Below are 23,792 nucleotides of genomic sequence, written 5' to 3'. Positions count from 1 at the left end.
TGTTATCTTAGTAATCAATTACTTTTTATTATCGAATAGGTAGTACTTATAATGCTCTTGCTAATAAACTAATAGGGTGTTCACATTTTTTCGTCGTTGACATCTCAATTTGCCATTTACAGGTTTCACAGTCTGTAATTACCAAATCACAGCCACTCTCTTCAATCTGGCGGAATAAGCCCGCACCAATGCCTTGAGCAACATCATAGTTTTCAGATTTAAAACCGTAAGTTCCAGCAATACCACAGCATTGAGAATCTAAAACAATGACTTCAACACCAGGGATACGCTTAATTAAATCAATGGAATACGCTGTCCATCCCATTTTTTCCATATGACAAGGTGTGTGATACGCCACTTTTAACGGAGTGTGCTTCAGTGGTAATTCACGACCTTCTTCTAATAAGCGATAAATATAACGTGTCGCTAATTCAATGTTTTCACGTACTTTTGATGTATCAACATCAAGGATATGTTCATACTCATCACGAATAGTGAAAGTACAGGTTGATGATGTTGCAACAACAGGAATATTGTTTTCAACAATTTTTTCTGTCAGAGATTCAAGGTTTACCGCGGCTTGTTTTTTAGCTTGTTTAACAAAGCCATTCGCAATTAATGCAACACCACAGCATTTTTCACGTTTTAATAACTGAACACCAATCTCCATTTTGTTGAATACTTTAACTAAATCTTTCCCTAATTGTGGGTGGTTATAGTTAGCATAACAACCATGAAAGAAGGCAACTTGATCTTTAAAACGCGCCTGCTCTTCAACTTGTTTTTTCATCCATGTTCTAAATGTACCAAAAGAGTATTTTGGTAATTCGCGACGATGGTCGATTTTAAGTGCTTTATCCAAGATCTTGCGTACAGGTTTTAATCCTGTAATGGTATTTACTATCGGCGCCATTGGCGTTGATAATGTACCCATTAGATCCGTATGACTTAAAATAGCATCACGAAGTTTTGGTGTTTTTGTATTGTAGTTCAGTTTCGCACGCGAAATGATGTCACCAATCTTCACATCTGACGGACAAGCAACTTCACAACGCTTACAATTGGTGCAATATTTCAATGCTTCATCATAAAGCATCGGATCTTTTAAGCGTAAACGCTCACCATCAGGACCCGCTTGTTTAGGGCCCGGATAAAGTGGATTCACTTTTGCAACAGGGCAGTAAGTCGTACAAACAGTACACTTAATGCACGCTTCAAAACTGTTATCATGTAAACTCATTGTGCTGCCTCCACAACCGCAGATGTGGTTTGTTTTGATTTATTGTGCTGTAAAATTTGCTGAGCTGCATAAAGTGCGCTGATCATTGAAACACCTGCGCCACAACCTTCATTAAGTGGGTCAAACCCACCTAATACAGCACCTACGGCGTAAACATTCTCTAAGACTTCGCCATATTTCATCGGTCTTAATTGACTATCTGTATCAACACCAAATCGCATATAAGGCTGTTTCGCAAAGACATTCTCTTTTGTCCACTCATTGCGAGGTAATGTTTCTAGCAAATCAAGTTCCATCAAAGGTTCATAGACACGATCAAACTCTGCAATTAACCCATTATTGAAGAAGCTGCCCGTCGCCAATACAACATGCTCACTGCGAATCGGAATGTCAGTATGGTTTCGAGTATGAATACCGGTAACTTTATTCCCTACTAAATCAACTTGTTCTGCACGATCGCCCGGCATTATTAAACCGCCAGCTTTTTGGAAACGCAGTTTTAATGCTTGATGTAAACGAATACCTAATAGTGATGGTGGCAATGTCGGTAATAAACAGATAGGTTTACCGACAAGTTGTTGAAGTAGCATCACTGGCTCTTCAGCATCCAGTCCAATACATGCAGGTAAAATAATTGCTTCAACACTATCATCGATATGCTTTTTCAGCTCTTCCGCTAACGCTTTAGTGTTTTCAGGTTTATCTAAATAGCGCGCAATATTGACTGCTCTAAATTCACTTGGATTATCACGTAATCTGTCTAATAGCGGTAAGTGAATATGATAAGGAATAGACTCAACACCTTGCTCATTAAGCGTATTGCTTGCAAATTGTGGCTGAAAATCTAAGAAGCCTTCGATTCCAACAACAGCCAGCTTTTTCCATGGCAACGCTTGATCAACACCATGCGTTGGCACACGTTTTGGGCTCATCCAACTCATACGTGAACGCCCAACGGGTGTAATACGATAATGGTTTTCATCACCATTACCTTGATATTCAAGACCACTCGTATTTGCTAATAGTGCTTGAGCCTGTTCAATGAAAGTTGAAACCTGAATTTCACCAATACGGCTATAAGGATGCTTAGGGGCTAATTCAGCTAATGTTGCCAATGCTTTTTTAGGTTGAGTCACTAACGAACCATCAGGAAGATGAGTTAATAAATCCAATGAACCTGATGAAAAGTGTAGCGCACTTTGACCATTACTGATGATTGCACAAGACTTACCGGCTTCAGCAAGACGAATACCTGCGGTTAATCCTGCAAGCCCGCTACCTATAATGATGACGTCAAATTTCATTATCTGCCTCCGCTGAAGCTGTTTTTTCAATCATATCAGCATCTAAACCACATAAACCTTGGTAAACCCAACTGGTGAATTCACTCTCACGTAACGCATTACCCCAAGCAATTGGTCGAATACCTTTCCAACGCTCATTTAAGAAATGGGCAAGCTGCTGTTCTGATTCGTGAGGAGTAGTGACTTGTAAACGGTTTAATAAACCCGCTGCACGACAAGCACAAAGTTCACCTTGGCATGTTCCCATACCCACGCGAGTACGGCGGCGTAAATCAAGTAAGTTATTGACAGTTAAAGAGTTAACCGCATAGCGAACTTCCCCTGCCGTAACGGCTTCACATTCACAGACTAAACTCTTATCGCTACGTTCATTACTCAATAATTTATTAGCTAAATCACCGTGGCGATAAACCGCAGAACCACGAATTGGCGCAGGTAATGAAACAACGCTACGTAATGCTTGCTCTGCTGATTGGCGAGAGCCCGGTAAGGCTTCTTCTGCGGTTGTACATTTAGCAGAGACATTTAATTTTTCGCAGATTTTATCTGTTGCCCATTCAGCCATTAAACGGTAAGTCATTAATTTACCGCCAGTAATAGTAATAAATCCTTCTAATCCATCACGTTGCGCATGGTCGAGTAAAACAATACCACGGCTAACATTACGACCAGATGGATCATCATCACTTGCAACTAAAGGACGCACACCTGCATAAGCACGTAAAATTCGAGTTTGAGCCAGTTTTGGCGCTAGCATTGAACCTTCACGAATAAGAATATCGACTTCTTCAGGGGTGACATACATATTGTCGATTTCATCGTAAGGTACTCGTGTTGATGTTGTACCAATTAATGAAATGGTATCGCCAGGCACTAAAATATCGGCATCCGCAGGTTTACGACAGCGGTTGATCACCATATTGTTAATACGATGACCCAAAATCAACAACGCACCTTTGGCTGGGAACATACGAACTTTTAACTCGCCATATTCAGCGATTTTTTGCCCCCAAATTCCCCCTGCATTTGCCACTATTTGCGCGCGAATTTCATACAGTTTTTTCGCTTGATGATCGTAAACTTTCACACCTTTAACACGGTCGCCTTCACGAATAAGTCCAACAACTTCATGGTAAGTCAGTACTTGGGCGCCATGTTCGCGGGCATCTAACATATTTGCGGCAGTTAAACGGAAAGGATCGACAGTACCATCTGGCACTTTAACCGCGCCGATTAAATTTGGGTTAACAGATGGCTCTAAGCGAATAGCTTCTTCGGGTGAAATCGCTTGAGCATCAATACCTGCTGCTTGGCAAGATTGAATAAAGGTCTGTTGAAACTCTAAAGAATCTTCAGGAAGGGTAATAAAAAGGCCATCCGTTTTTTCAACACAATGACGAGCGACCCGTTTTAAAATCATGTTTTCTTCAATACACTCACGCGCTGACTCAGGGTCTGTTACTGCATAACGCGCACCACTGTGTAACAATCCATGATTTCGACCGGTTGCACCGGTTGCAATATCATGTCTTTCTAGCAGGACACAACGTAATCCACGGCGTGCACAGTCTCTTGCCATGCCTGCACCGGTTGCTCCCCCGCCAATAATAATGACATCAGTTTCTGTCACTGGTGAACCGCTCATCATAGAGATGCCCTCTCACATTACATTCAGCAAACGCTTAATTATTCTTTAGCGTTAATTATAGTGTATAAGATACACAAAAAATGTGGTTAATGTTTGATAATGAGCAAAAACGAAAGAGAAACGCTCACGAGTGAAAAATTAAAACCACAAGTGTGATACTAATCACAAATTATTTAACAAAAAGTATTTGATAAAGTTAACATATCACTCAAAATTGCACATCTTGAAAAATTATTCGACAACTGAGTAATACCTCACAGTAAATTTGATTGTATAAGTTTACTATTAAGTTCGTTAAAGAAAATTTTTTGATAACTTCACTGTTCGTTTTGTCATTATTTAATATCAACATATTAAAATAAAAGCCATCGGAGGCTAATATGTTAAGTCTGTTTAGACCTGCGCCACATAAAGCGCGTTTGCCAAAAGAGCAGATAGATCCTGTCTATCGTCGTCTGCGTTGGCAGATCTTTATGGGGATTTTCTTCGGTTATGCTGCTTATTATTTAGTAAGAAAAAACTTTGCGTTAGCAATGCCTTATCTTGTAGAAGAAGGGTTTTCTAAAGGTGACCTAGGTTTTGCTTTATCAGGGATCTCGATTGCTTACGGTTTCTCTAAGTTTATCATGGGCTCATTCTCTGACCGTGCTAACCCTCGTTATTTCTTACCAGCAGGTCTTATTTTAGCATCCGCAGTGATGCTATTTATGGGCTTTGTACCATGGGCAACTTCGAGCATTATGGTAATGTTCGTTCTGTTGTTCCTTTGTGGTTGGTTCCAAGGTATGGGCTGGCCTCCTTGTGGACGTACAATGGTGCACTGGTGGTCACAAAAAGAACGTGGCGGTATCGTTTCTATCTGGAACTGTGCGCATAACGTTGGTGGTGGCTTACCTCCATTACTGTTCTTATTAGGTATGGCATGGTTTAACGACTGGAAAGCAGCGTTATATATGCCAGCATTTGCAGCAATCTTAGTTGCTATGATTGCATTCGCATTAATGCGTGATACCCCACAATCTTGTGGTCTTCCACCAATTGAAGAATACAAAAACGACTATCCACCTGATTATAAAGAAACTGACGAACAAGAGCTGACTGCAAAAGAAATCTTTATGAAGTATGTGTTCCCTAACAAACTTCTGTGGATGATTGCGATTGCTAACGTGTTTGTTTACTTACTGCGTTATGGCGTACTGGACTGGTCACCGACTTATCTGCGTGAAGTAAAAGACTTCGCAATGGATAAATCATCATGGGCTTACTTCTTATATGAATACGCTGGTATCCCAGGCACACTGCTGTGTGGTTGGATGTCAGATAAAGTATTCAGAGGTAACCGTGGTGCAACAGGCGTGTTCTTCATGACCTTGGTAACTATCGCAACTATCGTATTCTGGATGAACCCAGCGGGTAACCCGAATGTTGATATGGCGTGTATGTTAATCATCGGTTTCTTAATCTACGGTCCTGTTATGTTGATTGGTCTGCATGCGCTAGAGCTTGCACCGAAAAAAGCAGCAGGTACAGCAGCAGGCTTTACCGGTCTATTCGGTTACTTAGGTGGTTCTGTTGCAGCAAGTGCTATCGTAGGTTACACCGTTGACTACTTCGGCTGGGATGGCGGCTTTATGGTCATGATCGGCGGTAGTGCGCTATCTGTTGTGTTATTACTTATCGTGATGGTTACTGAAACCAAACACAAACGTGAAATGCTTCAGAAGTACGAATAATCGCTAACTGATTATTTATGAAATTAGTTAAATCTCATCTCTAAAAACCAAGCCACATCAACTGTTTTGATGTGGCTTTTTTATTGCCAACTGTACATAACTTTGTTGTACATAGAATTAAAATGGAGCAGCTTTATGAGTACATCTTTTAAAATAAAACCGTTAGTTGCAGGCGTTCTTTTAACTCTATCTTTAAGTGCAATCGCACAAGCGGCAAGTGATAAGGTCGTTATCGCTCACCGAGGTGCAAGTGGTTATTTGCCTGAACATACGCTTCCTGCCAAAGCATTAGCTTATGCTCAAGGCGCAGATTATCTAGAACAAGACTTAGTGATGACAAAAGATAACGAACTGGTTGTCTTACATGATCACTATCTTGATCGTGTAACAGATGTGGCTGAACGTTATCCAAATAGAGCAAGAAAAGATGGTCGTTATTACGCTATCGACTTTACGCTTGAAGAGATCAAAGGGCTAAAATTTACCGAAGGTTTTGACATTGTTGACGGTAAAAAAGTCCAAAGTTATCCAAACCGTTTCCCTATGGGCAAATCCGATTTCCGTGTACACACATTCCAAGAAGAGATTGAATTTGTTCAAGGTTTAAACAAATCAACAGGGCAAGATATTGGTATTTACCCTGAAATTAAAGCGCCTTGGTTCCATGAACAAGAAGGCAAAGACATTACCTCTAAAGTGCTCGAAGTACTTAAACAGTATGGTTACACGAAAAAAACCGACAATGTTTATCTGCAATCTTTCGATGCTAACGACCTAAAACGCATCAAAACAGAATTGATGCCTAAAATGGGTATGGATTTAAAACTCGTTCAGTTAATTGCCTATACAGACTGGAATGAGACTTATGAAAAACAACCTGATGGAACATGGACAAACTACAGCTATGAGTGGATGTTTAAGCCAGGTGCAATGAAAGAAATTGCCACTTATGCCGATGGTATTGGCCCTGACTACCATATGTTAGTCGAAGAAAATTCAACACCAGAAAAAATCACCTTAACGGGAATGGCTGCTGATGCGCATGCTAATAAACTAACCATTCATCCGTTTACTGTTCGTATTGATAAACTGCCTAAATACGCAAAAGATGGTGATCAGCTTTACGACATCATTTATAACCAAGCAGGTGCTGAGGGTGTCTTTACAGACTTCCCTGATTTAGGAGTTAAATTCTTACAAAAACAAGCTAAATAACTTATCACATTTTAGTTGCACCTTAAATAACTCAAGGTGCAACTTGAAGTATAACAAGTCGATACTCTAAATAATTCAAGGTACAACTTGAAGTATAACAAGTCGATACTCTAAATAATTCAAGGTGCAGCTAGGCGACAAATGAATGAGATGCTAGGAGCATACATAAGTATGTGACTAGTACGAATGAATGTAGTCAACAACGCTGCAACTTGAAGTATGACGAGTATCCTAGATATTTGCGCCCTTTCTGATTGTATATTCCTTAATCTTTCTCTAACTTATTCTAATAATTTAATTAAAAATCATAATCACTTTTTAATTTAGCTATCATTATTTATTAAATATTTAGAGGAAGGGATCACGATGACAATAATGGCGATTATTTTACTTGTTCTTATCGTTCTTTTTATTGGTTGGGGAATTTCCATTTACAACCGTCTTATTGCAACACGCAATCAAGTAAGTAATCAGTTTGCGAATATTGACGTTATTTTAAAACAAAGAGCTGACCAAATTCCTCAATTAATGGCTATAGCTGAAAAAGCCATGGAGCACGAAAAAGGTGTATTTATTGCATTAAGTGACGCAAGACAACGCTATTTTAAAGCACAAAATATTAATGAAAAAATTAGCGCAACAAATGAGATGAATACAGCACTGCGAGGTATGATTGCCCTTGCTGAAAATTATCCGACGTTAATTTCAGGTGAGCAATTAGCACTACTTCAAACAGGTGTTAGTGATGTAGAAAATAAAATTGCTCAACGTCGTGAAGGCTTTAATGATGCAACAACTAACTACAACACTGCAATAGAGATGTTTCCTGATAGCTTAATTGCTGGCCTTTTTCGCTTTGAACGTATGCAATTACTTGAAATACCAAAAGAAGAAATGAAATTTGAAGGAATTCACTTTAAATAACCGCATTAAGGATAAATTGCAGTGTTAATTTATTTTTTTATCGGCTGTGCTGTGGGTGCATTAATCTATTTTTTACGCAGCAAACGTCCTCAAAAAAAGAAGAATAGCTTGAGTATTGTTCCCTTTTTAGGGATCGCTTTTGCTGCTGGAAATTATCTGTTTTTTTCGAGAGAAACGGACGTTTATCCTAGTGGTGAAGACTCTGTTGTTAATCTTATCTCCGGAATTGCATTCGCTGTTATTTTGCTATTTGCATATGGTATTTCAACCCATATTGCGAATATTGGAGAGAAAGCGATAAAGAATTACCATCAATTACAAAATGAAGGAACCTCTAAATTTTCAGCACTTATCAACACTGTATTTGTTAGCCTTTTATTGCTGAGTTTAAGCTTCAGCTTATTTATCGACCAAAGATTGTTCTTTTTAAGTTTCGTTTTAATGTTCGTTTACCAAATCGTCAGAAGAACACCTGAAAAACGTTTTTTACGTTTTCAAAAAATTCTAGCGACATCTAAAATTCGCTCTTTAGCCATTGGGCTTGTTGAAATTGAAGGCAAGATAACTGCGGGGAAAATCTTAAATAGTCGATTAGGTAAAAAAGAGTGTTATGGCTATTTCTATTATGAATACGACATATCCACAGACAAAGAAGGTAAAAAAAGCTATCAGCAAACGCTTTGCGAAAAAGAAATCAATAATTTCACGATGACAGATGATACAGGATCAATTCAAGTTCTTGCGGCTGATACTCCTTTTATACACTTTGGTATCAAACCTCATCAAGATTTTGAATCCAACAGTAAACGTTTTAAAGAGTACATTTTAGACAAAAATACAACATATTTATTAATTGGTGATGCAGAGTCCGTCAATAGCGAAGTGGTTATCACACGTAAAGCGCCTCATTACCTACTGGGTTTATCGCCACAAGATTATATTGTTAGTTGGAACAAAGCGCGTCCTTTACGTCGTAACGCGACTATCATCGTTATCCTTGCTCTTTTTGTTATCTTTTCCATTTTAGTAATACCGATGGAATATCAAGACGGCATCTTAACGCTTTATTTTAATAACACCTCTTCACCTTGGTAATTAATTATTATGGAATGGCTTATTTTCATTATTTTTATTCTCACCTTAGTGTATTTTTTAATACGCCAATTAGTGATGATTTATAACAACATGGTGATGCTAAAAAATAATTGCTATAAAGCCTTTGCAAACATTGATGTTTTATTAAAAAAACAAGCTGACTTGATCCTCATGCTGATAGTGATTACACAAAAAGCAATGGATCATGAGAAAGCCTTATTTGAAAAATTGGCTGAAAATAGAGATCACTATTTACATGCAGATGTATTAGATGAAAAAGTTAATTTAGCTAATCAGTTATTACCACAAATAAAAAAATCACTCATTATTGCTGAAAAATATCCTGAACTTATCAGCGGGAAAAATTTGCACCTATTACAAATACAAGCGAAAGAATTAGAAGAATGCATAGCTGACAGGCGAGAATTCTTCAATCAATCCGTGACTCTCTATAATACTGAAATACGTATTTTTCCTAATATAGTGTTTATGTTTATTTTTAAATTTAAAGATATCCCTCTTTTTTACCCTAGTAGGGAGGCAATATCATGATAGAAATTCCCTTTTCTTTTTTTGGTATAACGGATTGGTTTCTAAGCTTTGATGAACCTATCTCGATTATTATGTTTGCCACATTTGGCGTACTGTTCTCTATGGCAATTATCTTGCCATTAATCAGTATCACACCTTTAAAAAAATATATGTTGCAAATTGCAGGAGGATTATTTAGCTCGATATTTGTCAGCTTAATGGTCTTAATTAGCTTTAATTTAATGCTGGGTGTTAATTCTGCATTAAAGCTACTGTTAATTTGGTGGGTTATTTTATTTTCATGTATTACGTTTTGGTTTATTAATTATCGCTATATGAAAGACGTAACAGGGAATAAGTTTGCGAAGTTTCAAGAAAAAGCCCTTGAAGCAGAAGAAAAACGAAGACAAAGCCGAAAATCCAAAAAATAAAAAAGAGAGCCTCGGCTCTCTTTTTTAGCACTATTGATATCGCACTTATGCCCTGTAAACAGGGAATGCAATAACATCACTAAGGCGTTCAACACCCAGTGCTAGCATAATAAGGCGATCAACGCCTAAAGCTACACCCGAACACTCAGGTAGTCCCGCTTCAAGAGCAGCTAAAAAGCGCTCATCAATAGGTTGCTCTGGTAATCCCATTGCCACTCGCTGACGATTATCACGTTCAAAGCGATGACGTTGCTCTTGTGCATCCGTCAGCTCACGGAATCCGTTCGCTAACTCAACACCTTTAAAATAGACTTCAAAACGCTCTGCTACACGATGATCTTCAGAGCTGATTTCAGCCAATGACGCTTGTGACGCAGGGAAATGATAGATAAAGGTTGGCTTTTCTAAACCGATATGAGGTTCAACTCCAGAAACAAATAGCAACTGAAGTAGCGTATCTTTATCTTCTTCAGTATCTGCAATATTTGATAAATCCAGTTTTGCCGCCACTTCACGCAATTTTTCTTTATCAACAGATAAAGGGTCAATATCGAGATAACGCAAAAATGCTTGCTGATAAGAGAGTGACTCTGATGCTTCACAATCTAACACTTCTTGCAGTAGATCATCGACTTCATTCATCAACCGGTACATATCAAAACAAGGGCGATACCACTCAAGCATCGTAAATTCCGGATTATGATATCTACCGGCTTCCTCATTACGGAAGCAACGCCCCATTTGATAAATCGGCCCACTGTTTGCAGCCAATAAACGCTTCATGTGGTATTCAGGGCTTGTCATCAAATAAAGTTTTAGCCCTTGAGAAGCACCAGGCCCCACAAATTGGGTTTCAAATGGGTAAAGATGAACATCGGTAACGGTAGCCTGACTCATCATCGGTGTTTCAACTTCTAACACACCACGATCAGTGAAAAAACGCCTAATATTACTGACTATTTTCGCCTTTTTTAATAAGTTGGCGATTGAGGCGCTTGGCTGCCAATCCGCGATTTCACTCATGAACGAAAAACTCCAACAGAAAACAAAGCGTGCAGTTTACTCGCATCCTCTTCAACAGACAAATTTCTCCTAATAAAGAGAGGTTTCATTTTATATTTTTTCACTGATCTTTTCTTTTATTAAGTAAAAACACATAAGATAAATAAATATAATTCTACAAAACATCTACTTTTGGGCACTTTTTATCGTTTAAATAAACACCAATTTAAAGTAAGAAACTCAGTGCTTTTTCGCTATTTTTATAAAAAAAGTTAATTAGAATAATTCTTTTTCTCAATTACAAATAACAATAAACTAACACTATGCTTATATTTAAATAGCCAAACTCATCTAAACTTCAAAGTTAACTTTCTATTTAAATCTACGTATTTTGATGAATATTAAAAACCTTTAGAAATATTATTAATATTTTATTAACAATTAACAAGACAAACCGATTTGTTTTAGATAAATAGTAAAAAATTTATTTTAGTTTTTAAAATGGAATTTTATTAATTAAAATTAGACTTAAGAAAGATAAAAGCATTTACCCTTTAAAATCAACATTTAATAAAAAATCATTGTCATTTCCAATTAAAGTTATCTATACTTTCAAAATAGGTTATTCATTACTATTTATAAATTTTCAATTTAGAAAAATATATTCTATTTAATCTTCAAGTTTCTCTGGTGGCTTATTAGTTAAACCCAGAATTCTTGGCATAGATCACACTTTTTTTGCGAAATACGGGAAAACCATCATTCATATCAAATTTCGGTGCCCTACATTTCGTTATACTAAAATTACAGTCAATGATAATAAAGATGTTATCAAGCGCAGTCACAAGGTAGTGAAACAATTTCGTTACGGATAGCGTAAAAAAATAGCATTACAAATTAATAATGTCAGTGAATTGAATTCTAGACAATTATTCCAATTTTCACTTGAACAATGGAGAAGCGCAGTGCAAACCTTTAATGCCGATATAGCGATAATCGGAGCCGGGGGCGCAGGCTTACGAGCAGCAATAGCTGCAGCGGAAGCTAATCCTCAACTGAAAATTGCTCTGATCTCAAAAGTTTACCCAATGCGTAGCCACACCGTGGCAGCAGAAGGCGGATCAGCAGCAGTGACTCAGGCTCACGACTCCTATGATTTCCACTTCAATGATACCGTTTCAGGCGGTGACTGGTTGTGTGAACAGGATGTCGTCGATTACTTCGTTGAGCATTGTCCAACAGAGATGACTCAACTAGAACTCTGGGGCTGTCCTTGGAGCCGGAAAGAAGACGGGTCAGTCAACGTCCGACGTTTTGGTGGGATGAAGATCGAACGGACCTGGTTCGCAGCCGATAAAACCGGCTTCCATATGCTACATACCCTGTTCCAAACATCCTTAAAATACCCACAAATTCAACGTTTCGACGAACACTTTGTTCTCGATATTCTTGTTGATGAAGGTCACGCTCGTGGTCTTGTTGCTATTAATATGATGGAAGGTACGAAAGTTCAAATTCGTGCTAACGCAGTCATTATGGCAACCGGTGGTGCGGGACGTGTTTATCGTTTCAATACCAATGGCGGTATTGTTACTGGTGATGGTATGGGTATCGCTTTACGTCATGGCGTTCCACTGCGTGATATGGAATTTGTTCAATATCACCCAACTGGCCTACCAGGTTCAGGTATCCTGATGACCGAAGGTTGTCGTGGTGAAGGTGGTATTCTGGTCAATAAAGATGGCTATCGTTATCTGCAAGATTACGGCCTAGGACCAGAAACACCATTAGGTAAACCAGAAAATAAATACATGGAATTAGGTCCTCGCGATAAAGTTTCTCAAGCTTTCTGGCATGAGTGGCGCGCAGGCCGTACCATCAAAACTCACCGTGGTGACGTTGTTTATCTTGACTTACGTCATCTGGGTGCGAAAAAACTTCATGAACGTCTGCCATTTATTTGTGAACTGGCAAAAGCGTATGTGGGTGTTGACCCAGTTAATGAACCAATCCCTGTTCGTCCTACTGCTCACTACACTATGGGTGGTATCGAAACTAACCAACAAACTGAGACTCGTATTAAAGGTCTGTTTGCGGTGGGTGAATGTTCATCTGTTGGCTTACACGGCGCTAACCGTTTAGGTTCTAACTCACTGGCAGAGCTGGTTGTATTCGGTCGTCTTGCTGGTGAAGAAGCGGTTCGTTGTGCACAAGAAGCAGCACCAGCTAACGCATCAGCATTAGATGCTCGTACTCGTGATATCGAAGATGGCCTGAAAAATCTGATGAACCAAAAAGGTTCTGAAAGCTGGTCACAAATTCGAGACGAAATGGGTGAATCAATGGAAGAAGGTTGCGGTATCTATCGTACACCTGAATTAATGCAAAAAACCATTGATAAACTGGCTGAATTAAAAGAACGTTTCAAACGCGTTGAAATTAAAGACACGAGCAGCGTCTTTAATACAGATTTACTGTACAAAATTGAGCTTGGCTTTGGTTTAGATGTCGCTGAATGTATGGCTCATTCCGCAATCAATCGTAAAGAGTCTCGTGGTGCACACCAACGTCTTGACGAAGGTTGTACTGAGCGTGATGACGTGAACTTCCTGAAACATACTCTGGCGTTCTATAACCCAGAAGGTGCCCCTCGTTTAGAATATAGCGATGTGAAGATCACGAAATCTGCTCCTGCTAAACGTGTCTATGGTGGTGAAGCGACTGCACAAGACAAGCAGAATAAGGAGAAAGCGAATGGCTGATGACATGAAGCACATTAAAATGGAAGTCATGCGCTATAACCCAGAAACAGACGAAGCGCCTCATTTCGTCACTTATGATGTTCCTTATGATGAGCAAACCTCATTACTGGACGCATTGGGTTATATTAAAGACAATTTAGCGCCTGATCTTTCTTATCGTTGGTCTTGCCGTATGGCGATTTGTGGCTCTTGCGGCATGATGGTCAACAAAGTGCCTAAATTGGCTTGTAAAACGTTTATTCGTGAATATCCAGACGGTATAAGAGTTGAAGCGTTAGGTAACTTCCCAGTTGAGCGTGACCTTGTTGTCGATATGACTCACTTTATTGAAAGCTTAGAAGCGATTAAACCTTATATCATCGGTAATGATCGTAAGCCTTCAGAAGGGACGAATAAACAGACTCCTGCTCAAATGGCAAAATACCACCAATTCTCTGGTTGTATCAACTGCGGTCTTTGCTATGCAGCATGCCCGCAGTTTGGTCTAAACCCAGAGTTTATTGGCCCAGCAGCGATTACATTAGCTCAACGTTACAACACAGATAGTCGCGACCATGGGGCAAAAGAGCGTATGCCTCAGTTAAATGGTGAGAACGGTGTCTGGTCTTGTACCTTTGTTGGCTACTGTTCTGAAGTCTGTCCAAAACATGTGGATCCTGCTGCCGCTATTCAGCAAGGTAAAGCAGCCAGTGCGCAAGACTTTGTCATTGCGATGCTGAAACCACGTTAAGGAGGAAACAAGACATGACAACAAAACGTAAGCCTTATGTTCGTGGCATGCAACCAAACTGGTGGACGAAACTTGGATTCTATCGTTTCTATATCACCCGTGAAGGGACTTGTCTTCCACAACTTTGGTTCAGTCTGGTTGTACTGTTTGGTGTATTCGCACTGAAAAATGGACCAGAAAGTTGGGCAGGTTTCGTTGGATTCCTGAGCAACCCAATTGTAATGCTAATTAACATTGTGACCCTAATTGCGACGGTATTCCACTCTGCAACTTGGTTCAAACTTGCACCAAAAGCAGTGGTTATCGTTGTTAAAGATGAAAAAATGCCACAAGAACCCATCGTTCGTGGTTTCTGGGGTGTCACTATCGTTGTTACTGCCGCTATTCTGGCAGTGGCGTTAATTTAACCCAGGAGGAAATAATGAATCAGAATCAACTTCCTAAGCGCTCTGATGAACCTATTTTCTGGGGATTATTTGGTGCAGGTGGTATGTGGAGTGCGATTGTTTCTCCAGCAATCATCATCCTGCTCGGTATCCTAATCCCTATGGGTATTGCGCCAGAAGCATTTACTTATGAACGTATTATGGCATTTAGCCAAAGCATCATTGGCCGTCTGTTCTTACTGCTAATGATTATTCTGCCAGTTTGGTGTGCATTACACCGTATTCACCATACTCTGCACGATTTTAAAGTGCATGTACCTGCAAGCAAATGGGTATTTTATGGTGGTGCAGCAATTATCAGCGTTATCGCTATCATTGGTGTATTTACACTGTAATTGATTAATACGTAAGAATTAAAAGCCACTCATTGAGTGGCTTTTTTTATGAAAAAAATTTTCTATAATTAACTTTTTTATATTTGAACTATATCTCCACAGTAAACAAAAAGCACTTACCGGCTTATCGTCTCTCACTTAAATTATTAGGACTTCAGGTCCCTGACGTTCTAAAATACGTAACATTCTTAGCGCTGGTCCACTTGGCTTCTTTTCACCTCTTTCCCATTTAGATACGCTCTCTTTTGACATACCTAAAGCTCGGGCAAGAACAGCCTGTGACATTCCAAATTTAGTGCGCAAAGTTTTAATCTCTGCACCACTCATCGCCGATACGCATTGTATTTTGTCATTAATTTCACGAGTGTGAACAATACTTTCAATTTCTTGAACCAAGCTATCGGGTGATGTACCTGCGGCATTTAGCTCTTTAGCCAATTCAAGCATGTTATTTAGCTTGTTACTCATCAGTTATTTCCTCTAAAATTCTGCAAGAAATTAAATGATTAATAGTACTTTCATCATAATTTAAAAACTCATTTGCTAAATGTTTATAGGCCTGCAATTCGTCATCTTCTATTTCTTTTTTTCCCTTTGCATTAACGGCATTTTTCGTCCAGCCATCAGCGAAAAAAAGATGATTGTTGATCTTAAAAAATATGATGACTCTAACACTTCCGCTTTTACCTTGTCCTTGTATTGCTAGACGTTTTTTTATTACTCCACCACCCAAGTCAGCTTCATATTTTCCTTGCTGAACTTCTTTTGCAGCTACAGATAACTGCTTATCCGTTATGGGTGTTTTCTTCACACTTCTCTTAAAAGAAGATATTTTATATATTCCCATGCCACTCCCTCTGCAGTAATGAGTACTATAGTAACCAGTACCACTTTTTCAATCAATGTTTCTTTAACCACTTAGATTAAAAACCAAGAAACAAAAAAAGTTAGGTGATTGCATTTTTTATTCTGCAAAAAGGATATGGGAGAAGCTAGAAAATATCGTACCCAATTGATTAGAGCAAAATCAAAGTCTCTAAATTCTCCCCAAAATAGGACACTTATTTTGGGGGGCTCTATGGTTAAATGTTACCGCTTATTGACTATCAAAATTTTAACGCAGATCTTTTAATTATCATTATCTAATTGATTTTTGATGATTTTCATTAGAACAATAACATAAGTAAAAAGATTTTAATTACGCTAATCTTATTAGAAAATTTTTTAATAAATCAAACCTATCACAATTAACTCGCCAATTTCAGCCCGATAATGCCAAAAATTATCATCGCTAAACTCAATAAACGATAAATATTGGCAGACTCACCAAAAACTAAAATACCAAAAATTGCAGTACCGACAGCACCAATACCTGTCCAAATCGCATAAGCGGTGCCTGCTGGTAAGCCTTTCATGGCATAAGATAACATGCCCATGCTCACAATCATGGCCGTTATCGTAATAATGCTTGGTGTTAGTCGCGTAAATCCATGAGTGTATTTCAAGCCAACAGCCCAAACTATCTCAAGTAAACCAGCAACAAATAGAATTGCCCAGGACATAAATTACCCCTTTTATATAAAACATATTTGGGGTCGTCCCCTGAATGAACAACAGAAAGCTGGGTCGTCCCAGCTTCAGAGAAATGAGATTGAATTATAAGAAAAAGTAATAAAGCATGCAATAGCTTGAAATTTATTCAAACTTGCTTAGGTGCGCCCTCTTCGCCATAAAGAAAAGCAGAGACATCATCTTCAACTTCTCCCATTGCCATCAGAGCATCCAGCGTCTCTTTTGCTTCTTCTTCATTGACAATACTCATGGCGAAACCAACATGCACTAACACCCACTTACCGATCATCGTATGAGGCTCACCCTCGCAGACTAACGCAATATTCACTTCTCGTTTAACGCCACAAACATCGACCATTGCATTTTCAGTGATTGTTTTTCCGACTTCAACAACCTGACCTGGAATACCAAGACACATAACAACCCCTATTCGATCTCTATTTGCTTTATTCGCATTGCATCATCATTTTCAACGCGCAAATTTTGGCTACCACAAGACGGACAACCTGCATTAAAGGTTGAAACAGTGACAACTTGATGACAATCCCAACACCATGCTTTCGCGGGGATAACCTCAATATGTAATTCACAACCTTGGGCAAGGGTGTCTCTGCAAACAATATCAAAGCAAAATTCAAGTGCACTGACTTCAACACAAGATAATGCGCCCAATTCCATCCATACACTTTTTACTTTTTTTGCATTATTTAATTTAGCTTGAGAATCTATTATCTCAAATGCGCTCTGGCAAAGCGTAATTTCATGCATGTCGATACCTTATTGAAGCAGGATAAATAATAGCAACTATAGTACCAGTACATAGTTGCTTTATTATTGATCTTAGAACAACAATTCAGCACCGGTTTCAAAAGCTGCTCTGCGACGACGCTCTTTAACCATCTCTTCAAGTGCATCTCTATCAATACACACTAAAGCATGAGTTGGGCAGACTTCAATACATGCGGGACCCGCTTCACGATGGTGGCATAAGTCGCATTTGTTGGCTTCCGCTTTAAATGCCTCAATCGCATTGAGCGCGGTTGATGTGCGCATAACTGGACGAGAAACCACTTCCATCGTGCCATAAGGGCAAGCCAGTACACAGGTTTTACAACCTATACATTTTTCCTGATCAACATAGTAATAATCTTTGTTATGAATGATAGCGCCATTCGGACACACATTAGCACAAGGGGCATCTTCACATTGATGACAAACAACTGCCGTACTGATTGAAAATCCTTTGACCACATGAATTCGGGGTTGGAAATTCTGCTCACTAATTTGCTCAATGGCTAAATTATCTTGGTCTACTTGCTGATGTGACACGACACAAGCCACTTCACAAGTATGGCAACCAATACATTTTTTAGGGTCTGCAATGATGAAACGGTTCATCATATTCTCCTGATCTTTGTTATATATAGCCGTTATATATGGCGATAAATTCAACGAGTTATTCTAATTAAGAGTAATAATTAGAGTATCAATAGAATGAATCTAGCACGGTTCATGCCAATATATTTTTGATATAACTATTCCTTATTTTTCAATTAAATAATTTTCAAATAAAAATGATTATTAATTAACAAACAAGTCACTTCGTCAAATTATTCGACAATATTGACGATAAAATAAATCGATATATATTTGATTATATAGTGATTTGATAAATTTATATTCTTAAGTTTCACTACATATACAAAAATAGCGGGTTGGATCAAAAATGATTCAGTCATTGATATAAATTTATTATAAACCTACTACAATATAGCTAATTTTTTAGGGCAATCGGTGGTGTCATGAAATTAAGCAGTAACAATGCTGAAACTATGGAGAGCCTTCGTAATGAGCGCAACCAATATCGAATATTGGTTGATATCACAAATTCTGTATTAGCTCATCTAGACATGGATGGTCTTATTTCTGAAGTCTCTAAAGAAATACATCGTTTTTTTGGATTGAACCATATTAGTCTTATGTTATGCCGTACCTCATCACAAAATAGTGGTGAAGGTATTCTTTACTCTAGTCGTTATCAGACTGGGAAATCAGTCATTCGCCAACAACGTAAGTTTAGTAGCGCGAATAACAAAGCAGAAGAAATTATTAATCAGAATAAACCTGTCTTAATTGATATTAATAAAGAAGATCAAGAAGATGTTTTGATTAAGCGTCTAGTTAAGCAAAATATGCAGACGGCTTTGTTATTGCCACTGGCTTTTAATCATAAACCGCTAGGCTTATTAATTTTAGCACACGAAGTAGGAAGCGTTTTTACTAACGATACTTGCCAATTGCTACAACAAATTGCAGCTCGTATTGGTATCGCCATTGAAAATGCAGCTGCTTATGAAGAAATAACACATTTAAAAGACAGTTTAAAGAATGAGAATATTTGGCTTAATGAGCAAATAGATAACAATGCATGCTTCAGTGAGATTATTTATCAAAGTGACGCTATGCATAATGTGCTAGAACAAATTGAATTAGTGGCAAAAAGTGATAGTACTGTACTTATATTAGGTGAAACAGGTACGGGTAAAGAATTAATTGCGCGCGCTATTCATCGTCTAAGTCTGCGAAAAAATAAGTCGATGATAAAAATGAACTGTGCCGCAGTACCTTCTGGCCTTTTAGAAAGTGATCTCTTTGGCCATGATAAAGGCGCATTTACAGGCGCAACCAATACACATATTGGCCGATTTGAGATGGCAGATAAAAGCACGCTATTTCTTGATGAAATTGGTGATATGCCAATTGACTTACAACCCAAATTGCTTCGCGTTCTTCAAGAGCGAGAAATAGAAAGGTTGGGTGGTAATAAAGTGATCCCAGTTGATGTTAGGCTAATTGCAGCGACCAATAAAGATCTGCATGAATTAACAGATGAAGGTGAATTTCGAGAAGATCTTTATTATCGTCTTAATGTTTTTCCTATTATTATTCCACCACTAAGAGAGCGACCTGAAGATATTCCGCTTTTAGCTAAACATTTTACGCAAAAAATTGCGCGTAGAATGGATAGAAAAATAGATTGTATACCTGCCAACGCATTGGAGCAGTTAACACTTTATCCATGGCCGGGTAATGTTCGTGAACTTGAAAATATTATTGAGCGTGCCGTTATTTTAACGCGAGGATCAACATTAAACCTTCAGTTAAAAGAGCTTCATATTAACAAGCCCTCTCGTTTAAAGCAGGTACTGACGCAACCTTCATCCATTGAAAAGCGCATGCAGACGAATGCGCCAGAAAGCGATGATGAAGAGCGAGAAAGGATAATTCAAGCATTAAGAGAAACCAATGGTGTAGTTGCTGGCGCTAGAGGCGCTGCTTTAAAACTAGGATTAAAAAGAACAACGTTATTATCGCGGATGCAACGTCTCGGTATTTCAATTCCAGAAATACTTTAACCCTAAAATAGTTTCTTACTTATCTAAAAGAGTGTAATTATTTTATTACACTCTTTTTTTGTACATTTGAAACTTATTAATCTCTATCTATAATCTAAATGATTATATTTTATTAATTACTCACTTTATTAACTATTAATAATATAAACCATCAATGGAGCATATTATATATGAATAGCCTGCTTATAAATAGAATTAGTGAAATAAAAAAAGAATACAAGAATAATAAATATGTCTTTATTCCCCAAAGTATTGTCATTGATTTAATAAAACAATTAGGTGCTGAAGAAAAAGATATTAATGCACTCATGGAATATGGTGACTATTTAGCACAAGATCCGACTCTTTCATTTCGTCATTCTCGAACAGGACGCTACCTTTTTGATAATGATATAGAAACGATCTCCAGACTAGAATATCAACCTTTTGTTCTCACTGAAGAAGATGGATTTATTCGTGAAGACAGTGGCACACAAAGGCATTTTAGAGCACTTGATGATCGCTGGCAGAGCAATACGGCTTATCAAGCGTTATTAAAATTAAAAATGCTATTAATTCAAGGTAATAAATTTACATCTCGTCACTTAACCGATCAAAATTCGCCTAAATCAATATCAACTGTTTTTCATTTAAGATTAATTGCCCAACCAGATTCTTTAAGTGAACTTTCAATTGAAGGGGTTCATAAAGATGGCGTTGATCACACCATGATTGTGATGATGAATAAGAATAACGTTAAGGATAATACTGGCGCTTTACGTGTTCATTCACCAAAAGAGGCGATAGGAACAGCTTGGCAAAAAATTGATCCTAAAAATGTACTTTATGAACACAATAATGCGCAATATCTTGATATTTTACTCATTGCAGATAATGAATTAAATCATAGCGGTACACCTATTTTTACGCATGATAATAAAAAACAGGCTTACCAAGACTTTATTGTTTTACTATCTCGCTATCCAACGGTTGATTCTCACCCATCACATAAATTTGATTCGATGGATCCGCATCCTGACTTACCTTTAACACTTTATTTAAATCAGTCCGCCGCTTAGTTGTGCACAAAATAATAATCTAATAAAAAACCGAGCTTACTGACGCTAAGGTCAATAAACTCGGTTCTAAGGCAGAAAGACAATATTAATCAGACGAAGATCAACCCTCGGCGGCTTCTCTTAAACGACGTTTAATATTGCTATATTCCGTTTTCACATAGTGTTCTGCCTGAGCCTGTTCCTTGATTGGCTCAACACATACTGCACAATATTTATACTCAGGTGTTTTGGTAATTGGGCTTAAATTCTCTGCAACCAGTTCGTTACAAGCACCAATCCACCATTGATAAGTCATATATACAGCACCTTTATTCGGTCTATCACTGACCGCAGCACGCGTAATGACTTTACCTTGACGAGAGCGTATCCAAACTAACTCTTGATCTTTGATACCCAACTGTTTGGCATCTTCTGTGTTTAATTGAACATAACCCGGTTCATCAGCCAACGCCGCCAATGCTTTACAGTTACCTGTCATTGAACGGCAAGAGTAGTGTCCAACTTCACGGACGGTTGCCAATACCATTGGAAACTCATCAGAGAGTTTGTCAATTGGTGGAGCCCACTCACAAGTAAAGAATTGACCTTTACCGTTAGGAGTATCGAATTTACCACCATCGTACAGATATTGTGTACCTGGGCTATCTTCTGTTGGGCAAGGCCATTGGATATAAGCCAAGTCCGCCATTTTTTCGTAAGTCGCACCATAATAAATTGGGCATAACTCACGCAACTCATCCCAAATTTCTTTGGTATTGTTGTAATGCATTGGATAACCCATTGCTGTTGCCATCAGACTGATAATTTGCCAGTCTGTTTTCACATCACCAACAGGTTCAACAGCTTTATAGAAGCGTTGGAAACCACGGTCTGCCGCAGTATAAACACCTTCATGCTCACCCCATGATGTTGCAGGGAAAATAACATCAGCAATAGACGCCGTTTTGGTCATAAAGATATCTTGCACTATCAGTAGATCCAGTTTTTCAAACGTTCTACGGATTGTTGCTAAATCAGGCTCAGTTTGCAGTGGATCTTCACCCATTACATAGTGAGCTTTTAATAAGCCGTGATCGATATTATGAGGAACTTCACTTAACGCATAGCCCACTTCTTCAGGCATTGACTCAATGCCCCAGAATTTAGCAAATTTCTCACGCGCTTTTTCGTCAGTAACGTATTGATAACCTGGTAGTGTGTTAGGCAATGCTCCCATATCACACGCACCTTGTACGTTATTTTGACCACGAACTGGGCCAACCCCGACATATTTTTTACCTAAATTACCCGTTAATAAAGCTAAACTAGTCAGTGAACGTACCGTTTCAACACCTTGGTAGAATTGAGTTACCCCCATACCCCAAAGAATTGTCGCTGTTTCTGCTTTCGCGTACATACGTGCAGCTTCACGAATAATTTGAGCACTTAAACCTGTTATTTCTTCAACAGATTCAGGTGTATAGCTTTCAACTAATTTACAATACTCGTCAAATTGCTCGGTGTGATTTTCGATAAAGGATTTATCATGCAATCCTTCTTCAATAATCACATGCGCAATCGCATTTAATAGCGCAATGTTAGAGCCATTTTTTAAGCCTAAGTGTAAATCGGCTAAACGTGCTGTTTCGATGTAACGAGGGTCACATACAATAATTTTGGCACCCTTTTCTTTCGCCTTAACAATACGGCGAGCAACAATAGGATGCGAGTCTGCGGCGTTATAGCCGAAGACAAATAGACATTTGGTATCCTCAATCTCAACGATTGAGTTGCTCATAGCACCATTACCGACCGAACGCTGCAGACCTGCAACCGAAGGGCCGTGTCAGACACGAGCACAGCAGTCTATATTATTATTTCCGATAACCGCACGAGCGAATTTCTGCATAACGAAGTTAGCTTCGTTACCCGGGCCTCGTGAAGAGCCGGTTGTCATAATAGATTTAGCACCGTATTTCTCTTTGATAGCAAGAAGCTTGCTACTTGCAAACTCAATCGCTTCATCCCAAGAAACCGATTCTAATTTTCCGCCTCTTTCACGACGGATCATTGGTGTTTTAAGACGTGGAGTCAGTATCTTAGTATCATGGATAAAATCCCATCCATAATACCCTTTCAGACACAGCTCACCTTGGTTTGTTAAACCATTGGCTCCTTCAGCGCCAATAATTTTACCGTTTTCCACCTTCAGGTAGATTTTGCATCCTGAGGCGCAATACGGACAGACCGTGATGACTTTTTTCATCAACATTGCTCCTGTGTTCATCAACTTTCAGGTTATTACCTGATCTTCTCCTCTATCTATGCAGAGAGTGTGCCAAATAAGCACGCTTTTTCACTTTTCCGCAAC

At 38.5% G+C, this 23,792-nt stretch carries 23 protein-coding genes; 12 read left to right on the top strand and 11 right to left on the bottom strand.

Going from position 1 to position 23,792, the window contains the following annotated elements; all coding sequences use genetic code 11:
• Window positions 1-46 precede the first annotated feature (46 nt).
• Genes glpC through glpA form a run of 3 tightly spaced genes read right to left on the bottom strand, consistent with a single transcriptional unit; the run spans window position 47 to window position 4,192 of the window.
• Complete coding sequence (gene glpC / locus JEP71_RS06235; protein WP_088493856.1) at window positions 47-1,240, bottom strand: anaerobic glycerol-3-phosphate dehydrogenase subunit GlpC; 1,194 nt, start codon at window positions 1,238-1,240, stop codon at window positions 47-49.
• A complete protein-coding gene (gene glpB / locus JEP71_RS06230) occupies window positions 1,237-2,544 on the bottom strand; it encodes a glycerol-3-phosphate dehydrogenase subunit GlpB (RefSeq protein WP_198625931.1) in 1,308 nt (435 codons plus the stop codon). Before glpB ends, glpC begins: the two co-directional genes overlap by 4 nt.
• Window positions 2,534-4,192: an anaerobic glycerol-3-phosphate dehydrogenase subunit A gene (glpA, locus tag JEP71_RS06225; protein ID WP_171455253.1), complete on the bottom strand. Its 1,659-nt coding sequence runs from the start codon at window positions 4,190-4,192 to the stop codon at window positions 2,534-2,536. Before glpA ends, glpB begins: the two co-directional genes overlap by 11 nt.
• Window positions 4,193-4,572: 380 nt before the next feature.
• On the opposite strand from glpA, the gene glpT reads away from it, so the two are divergent.
• The 6 genes from glpT (at window position 4,573) to JEP71_RS06195 (ending at window position 10,121) form a co-directional block, all read left to right on the top strand.
• Window positions 4,573-5,925 (top strand): glycerol-3-phosphate transporter, encoded by a 1,353-nt coding sequence (glpT, locus tag JEP71_RS06220; protein ID WP_072063819.1) that lies wholly within the window; start codon window positions 4,573-4,575, stop codon window positions 5,923-5,925.
• A gap of 135 nt (window positions 5,926-6,060) precedes the next feature.
• Window positions 6,061-7,140, top strand: coding sequence for a glycerophosphodiester phosphodiesterase (glpQ, locus tag JEP71_RS06215; RefSeq protein WP_196532415.1), 1,080 nt, complete (start codon window positions 6,061-6,063; stop codon window positions 7,138-7,140).
• Window positions 7,141-7,506: 366 nt separating this feature from the next.
• A complete protein-coding gene (locus tag JEP71_RS06210; RefSeq protein WP_160229943.1) occupies window positions 7,507-8,064 on the top strand; it encodes a LemA family protein in 558 nt (185 codons plus the stop codon).
• A 21-nt stretch (window positions 8,065-8,085) separates the two neighbouring features.
• The gene (locus JEP71_RS06205) at window positions 8,086-9,159 is read left to right on the top strand and encodes a hypothetical protein (protein WP_198625930.1); all 1,074 of its coding nucleotides are present in this window, start codon (window positions 8,086-8,088) and stop codon (window positions 9,157-9,159) included.
• 90 nt (window positions 9,160-9,249) lie between these two features.
• Entirely contained in the window at window positions 9,250-9,711 is a 462-nt protein-coding gene (locus JEP71_RS06200; protein WP_232797541.1) for a LemA family protein, read from the top strand.
• The gene (locus JEP71_RS06195) at window positions 9,708-10,121 is read left to right on the top strand and encodes a hypothetical protein (RefSeq protein WP_198625928.1); all 414 of its coding nucleotides are present in this window, start codon (window positions 9,708-9,710) and stop codon (window positions 10,119-10,121) included. Before JEP71_RS06200 ends, JEP71_RS06195 begins: the two co-directional genes overlap by 4 nt.
• Window positions 10,122-10,166: 45 nt before the next feature.
• On the opposite strand, the gene epmA is transcribed toward JEP71_RS06195, so the two are convergent.
• Window positions 10,167-11,144, bottom strand: a complete 978-nt coding sequence (epmA, locus tag JEP71_RS06190; RefSeq protein WP_023583702.1) for an elongation factor P--(R)-beta-lysine ligase — start codon at window positions 11,142-11,144, stop codon at window positions 10,167-10,169.
• A 944-nt stretch (window positions 11,145-12,088) separates the two neighbouring features.
• Between epmA and frdA the strand changes: the two genes are divergently transcribed.
• Genes frdA through frdD form a run of 4 tightly spaced genes read left to right on the top strand, consistent with a single transcriptional unit; the run spans window position 12,089 to window position 15,396 of the window.
• Window positions 12,089-13,885, top strand: coding sequence for a fumarate reductase (quinol) flavoprotein subunit (gene frdA, locus JEP71_RS06185; protein WP_109374308.1), 1,797 nt, complete (start codon window positions 12,089-12,091; stop codon window positions 13,883-13,885).
• Window positions 13,878-14,615 (top strand): succinate dehydrogenase/fumarate reductase iron-sulfur subunit, encoded by a 738-nt coding sequence (locus JEP71_RS06180; protein ID WP_023583701.1) that lies wholly within the window; start codon window positions 13,878-13,880, stop codon window positions 14,613-14,615. The genes frdA and JEP71_RS06180 overlap by 8 nt, the downstream gene beginning before the upstream one ends.
• A gap of 14 nt (window positions 14,616-14,629) precedes the next feature.
• Window positions 14,630-15,022 (top strand): fumarate reductase subunit FrdC, encoded by a 393-nt coding sequence (frdC, locus tag JEP71_RS06175; RefSeq protein ID WP_088493866.1) that lies wholly within the window; start codon window positions 14,630-14,632, stop codon window positions 15,020-15,022.
• Between the two features lie 14 nt (window positions 15,023-15,036).
• Window positions 15,037-15,396: a fumarate reductase subunit FrdD gene (gene frdD / locus JEP71_RS06170; protein WP_006535438.1), complete on the top strand. Its 360-nt coding sequence runs from the start codon at window positions 15,037-15,039 to the stop codon at window positions 15,394-15,396.
• Between the two features lie 138 nt (window positions 15,397-15,534).
• Here the strand turns inward: frdD and JEP71_RS06165 are convergent, their stop codons facing one another.
• From JEP71_RS06165 to hydN, 6 genes are all read right to left on the bottom strand, one after another.
• Complete coding sequence (locus tag JEP71_RS06165; RefSeq protein WP_198619244.1) at window positions 15,535-15,864, bottom strand: helix-turn-helix domain-containing protein; 330 nt, start codon at window positions 15,862-15,864, stop codon at window positions 15,535-15,537.
• The gene (locus JEP71_RS06160) at window positions 15,857-16,243 is read right to left on the bottom strand and encodes a type II toxin-antitoxin system RelE/ParE family toxin (RefSeq protein WP_198619243.1); all 387 of its coding nucleotides are present in this window, start codon (window positions 16,241-16,243) and stop codon (window positions 15,857-15,859) included. Before JEP71_RS06160 ends, JEP71_RS06165 begins: the two co-directional genes overlap by 8 nt.
• A gap of 400 nt (window positions 16,244-16,643) precedes the next feature.
• Entirely contained in the window at window positions 16,644-16,958 is a 315-nt protein-coding gene (gene sugE / locus JEP71_RS06155) for a quaternary ammonium compound efflux SMR transporter SugE (RefSeq protein WP_064718792.1), read from the bottom strand.
• Between the two features lie 137 nt (window positions 16,959-17,095).
• Window positions 17,096-17,386, bottom strand: coding sequence for a hydrogenase maturation factor HybG (gene hybG, locus JEP71_RS06150; protein ID WP_198619242.1), 291 nt, complete (start codon window positions 17,384-17,386; stop codon window positions 17,096-17,098).
• An 8-nt stretch (window positions 17,387-17,394) separates the two neighbouring features.
• Window positions 17,395-17,736: a hydrogenase maturation nickel metallochaperone HypA gene (gene hypA, locus JEP71_RS06145; RefSeq protein WP_198619241.1), complete on the bottom strand. Its 342-nt coding sequence runs from the start codon at window positions 17,734-17,736 to the stop codon at window positions 17,395-17,397.
• 72 nt (window positions 17,737-17,808) lie between these two features.
• Complete coding sequence (gene hydN, locus JEP71_RS06140) at window positions 17,809-18,366, bottom strand: electron transport protein HydN (RefSeq protein WP_198619240.1); 558 nt, start codon at window positions 18,364-18,366, stop codon at window positions 17,809-17,811.
• 404 nt (window positions 18,367-18,770) lie between these two features.
• On the opposite strand from hydN, the gene JEP71_RS06135 reads away from it, so the two are divergent.
• Entirely contained in the window at window positions 18,771-20,384 is a 1,614-nt protein-coding gene (locus tag JEP71_RS06135; protein WP_198625927.1) for a sigma 54-interacting transcriptional regulator, read from the top strand.
• 170 nt (window positions 20,385-20,554) lie between these two features.
• Window positions 20,555-21,442, top strand: a complete 888-nt coding sequence (locus JEP71_RS06130; protein ID WP_198619239.1) for a 2OG-Fe dioxygenase family protein — start codon at window positions 20,555-20,557, stop codon at window positions 21,440-21,442.
• A 100-nt stretch (window positions 21,443-21,542) separates the two neighbouring features.
• Here the strand turns inward: JEP71_RS06130 and fdhF are convergent, their stop codons facing one another.
• Window positions 21,543-23,687: a formate dehydrogenase subunit alpha gene (gene fdhF, locus JEP71_RS06125; protein WP_198619238.1), complete on the bottom strand. Its 2,145-nt coding sequence runs from the start codon at window positions 23,685-23,687 to the stop codon at window positions 21,543-21,545.
• Between the last annotated feature and the right edge of the window lie 105 nt (window positions 23,688-23,792).

It is taken from the genome of Proteus sp. PR00224 (genome assembly GCF_016238105.1).
Lineage (GTDB): Bacteria > Pseudomonadota > Gammaproteobacteria > Enterobacterales > Enterobacteriaceae > Proteus.
The sequence above is the reverse complement of the archived record's forward strand: the minus strand, read 5'-3'. Positions and strand labels throughout refer to the sequence as shown.

Coding starts and splice junctions, on each gene's coding strand:
- glpC (WP_088493856.1), bottom strand. CDS start 1,240: ATGAGTTTACATGATAACAGTTTTGAAGCGTGCATTAAGTGTACTGTT.
- glpB (WP_198625931.1), bottom strand. CDS start 2,544: ATGAAATTTGACGTCATCATTATAGGTAGCGGGCTTGCAGGATTAACC.
- glpA (WP_171455253.1), bottom strand. CDS start 4,192: ATGATGAGCGGTTCACCAGTGACAGAAACTGATGTCATTATTATTGGC.
- glpT (WP_072063819.1), top strand. CDS start 4,573: ATGTTAAGTCTGTTTAGACCTGCGCCACATAAAGCGCGTTTGCCAAAA.
- glpQ (WP_196532415.1), top strand. CDS start 6,061: ATGAGTACATCTTTTAAAATAAAACCGTTAGTTGCAGGCGTTCTTTTA.
- JEP71_RS06210 (WP_160229943.1), top strand. CDS start 7,507: ATGACAATAATGGCGATTATTTTACTTGTTCTTATCGTTCTTTTTATT.
- JEP71_RS06200 (WP_232797541.1), top strand. CDS start 9,250: ATGGTGATGCTAAAAAATAATTGCTATAAAGCCTTTGCAAACATTGAT.
- JEP71_RS06195 (WP_198625928.1), top strand. CDS start 9,708: ATGATAGAAATTCCCTTTTCTTTTTTTGGTATAACGGATTGGTTTCTA.
- epmA (WP_023583702.1), bottom strand. CDS start 11,144: ATGAGTGAAATCGCGGATTGGCAGCCAAGCGCCTCAATCGCCAACTTA.
- JEP71_RS06180 (WP_023583701.1), top strand. CDS start 13,878: ATGGCTGATGACATGAAGCACATTAAAATGGAAGTCATGCGCTATAAC.
- frdC (WP_088493866.1), top strand. CDS start 14,630: ATGACAACAAAACGTAAGCCTTATGTTCGTGGCATGCAACCAAACTGG.
- frdD (WP_006535438.1), top strand. CDS start 15,037: ATGAATCAGAATCAACTTCCTAAGCGCTCTGATGAACCTATTTTCTGG.
- JEP71_RS06165 (WP_198619244.1), bottom strand. CDS start 15,864: ATGAGTAACAAGCTAAATAACATGCTTGAATTGGCTAAAGAGCTAAAT.
- JEP71_RS06160 (WP_198619243.1), bottom strand. CDS start 16,243: ATGGGAATATATAAAATATCTTCTTTTAAGAGAAGTGTGAAGAAAACA.
- sugE (WP_064718792.1), bottom strand. CDS start 16,958: ATGTCCTGGGCAATTCTATTTGTTGCTGGTTTACTTGAGATAGTTTGG.
- hybG (WP_198619242.1), bottom strand. CDS start 17,386: ATGTGTCTTGGTATTCCAGGTCAGGTTGTTGAAGTCGGAAAAACAATC.
- hypA (WP_198619241.1), bottom strand. CDS start 17,736: ATGCATGAAATTACGCTTTGCCAGAGCGCATTTGAGATAATAGATTCT.
- hydN (WP_198619240.1), bottom strand. CDS start 18,366: ATGAACCGTTTCATCATTGCAGACCCTAAAAAATGTATTGGTTGCCAT.
- JEP71_RS06135 (WP_198625927.1), top strand. CDS start 18,771: ATGAAATTAAGCAGTAACAATGCTGAAACTATGGAGAGCCTTCGTAAT.
- JEP71_RS06130 (WP_198619239.1), top strand. CDS start 20,555: ATGAATAGCCTGCTTATAAATAGAATTAGTGAAATAAAAAAAGAATAC.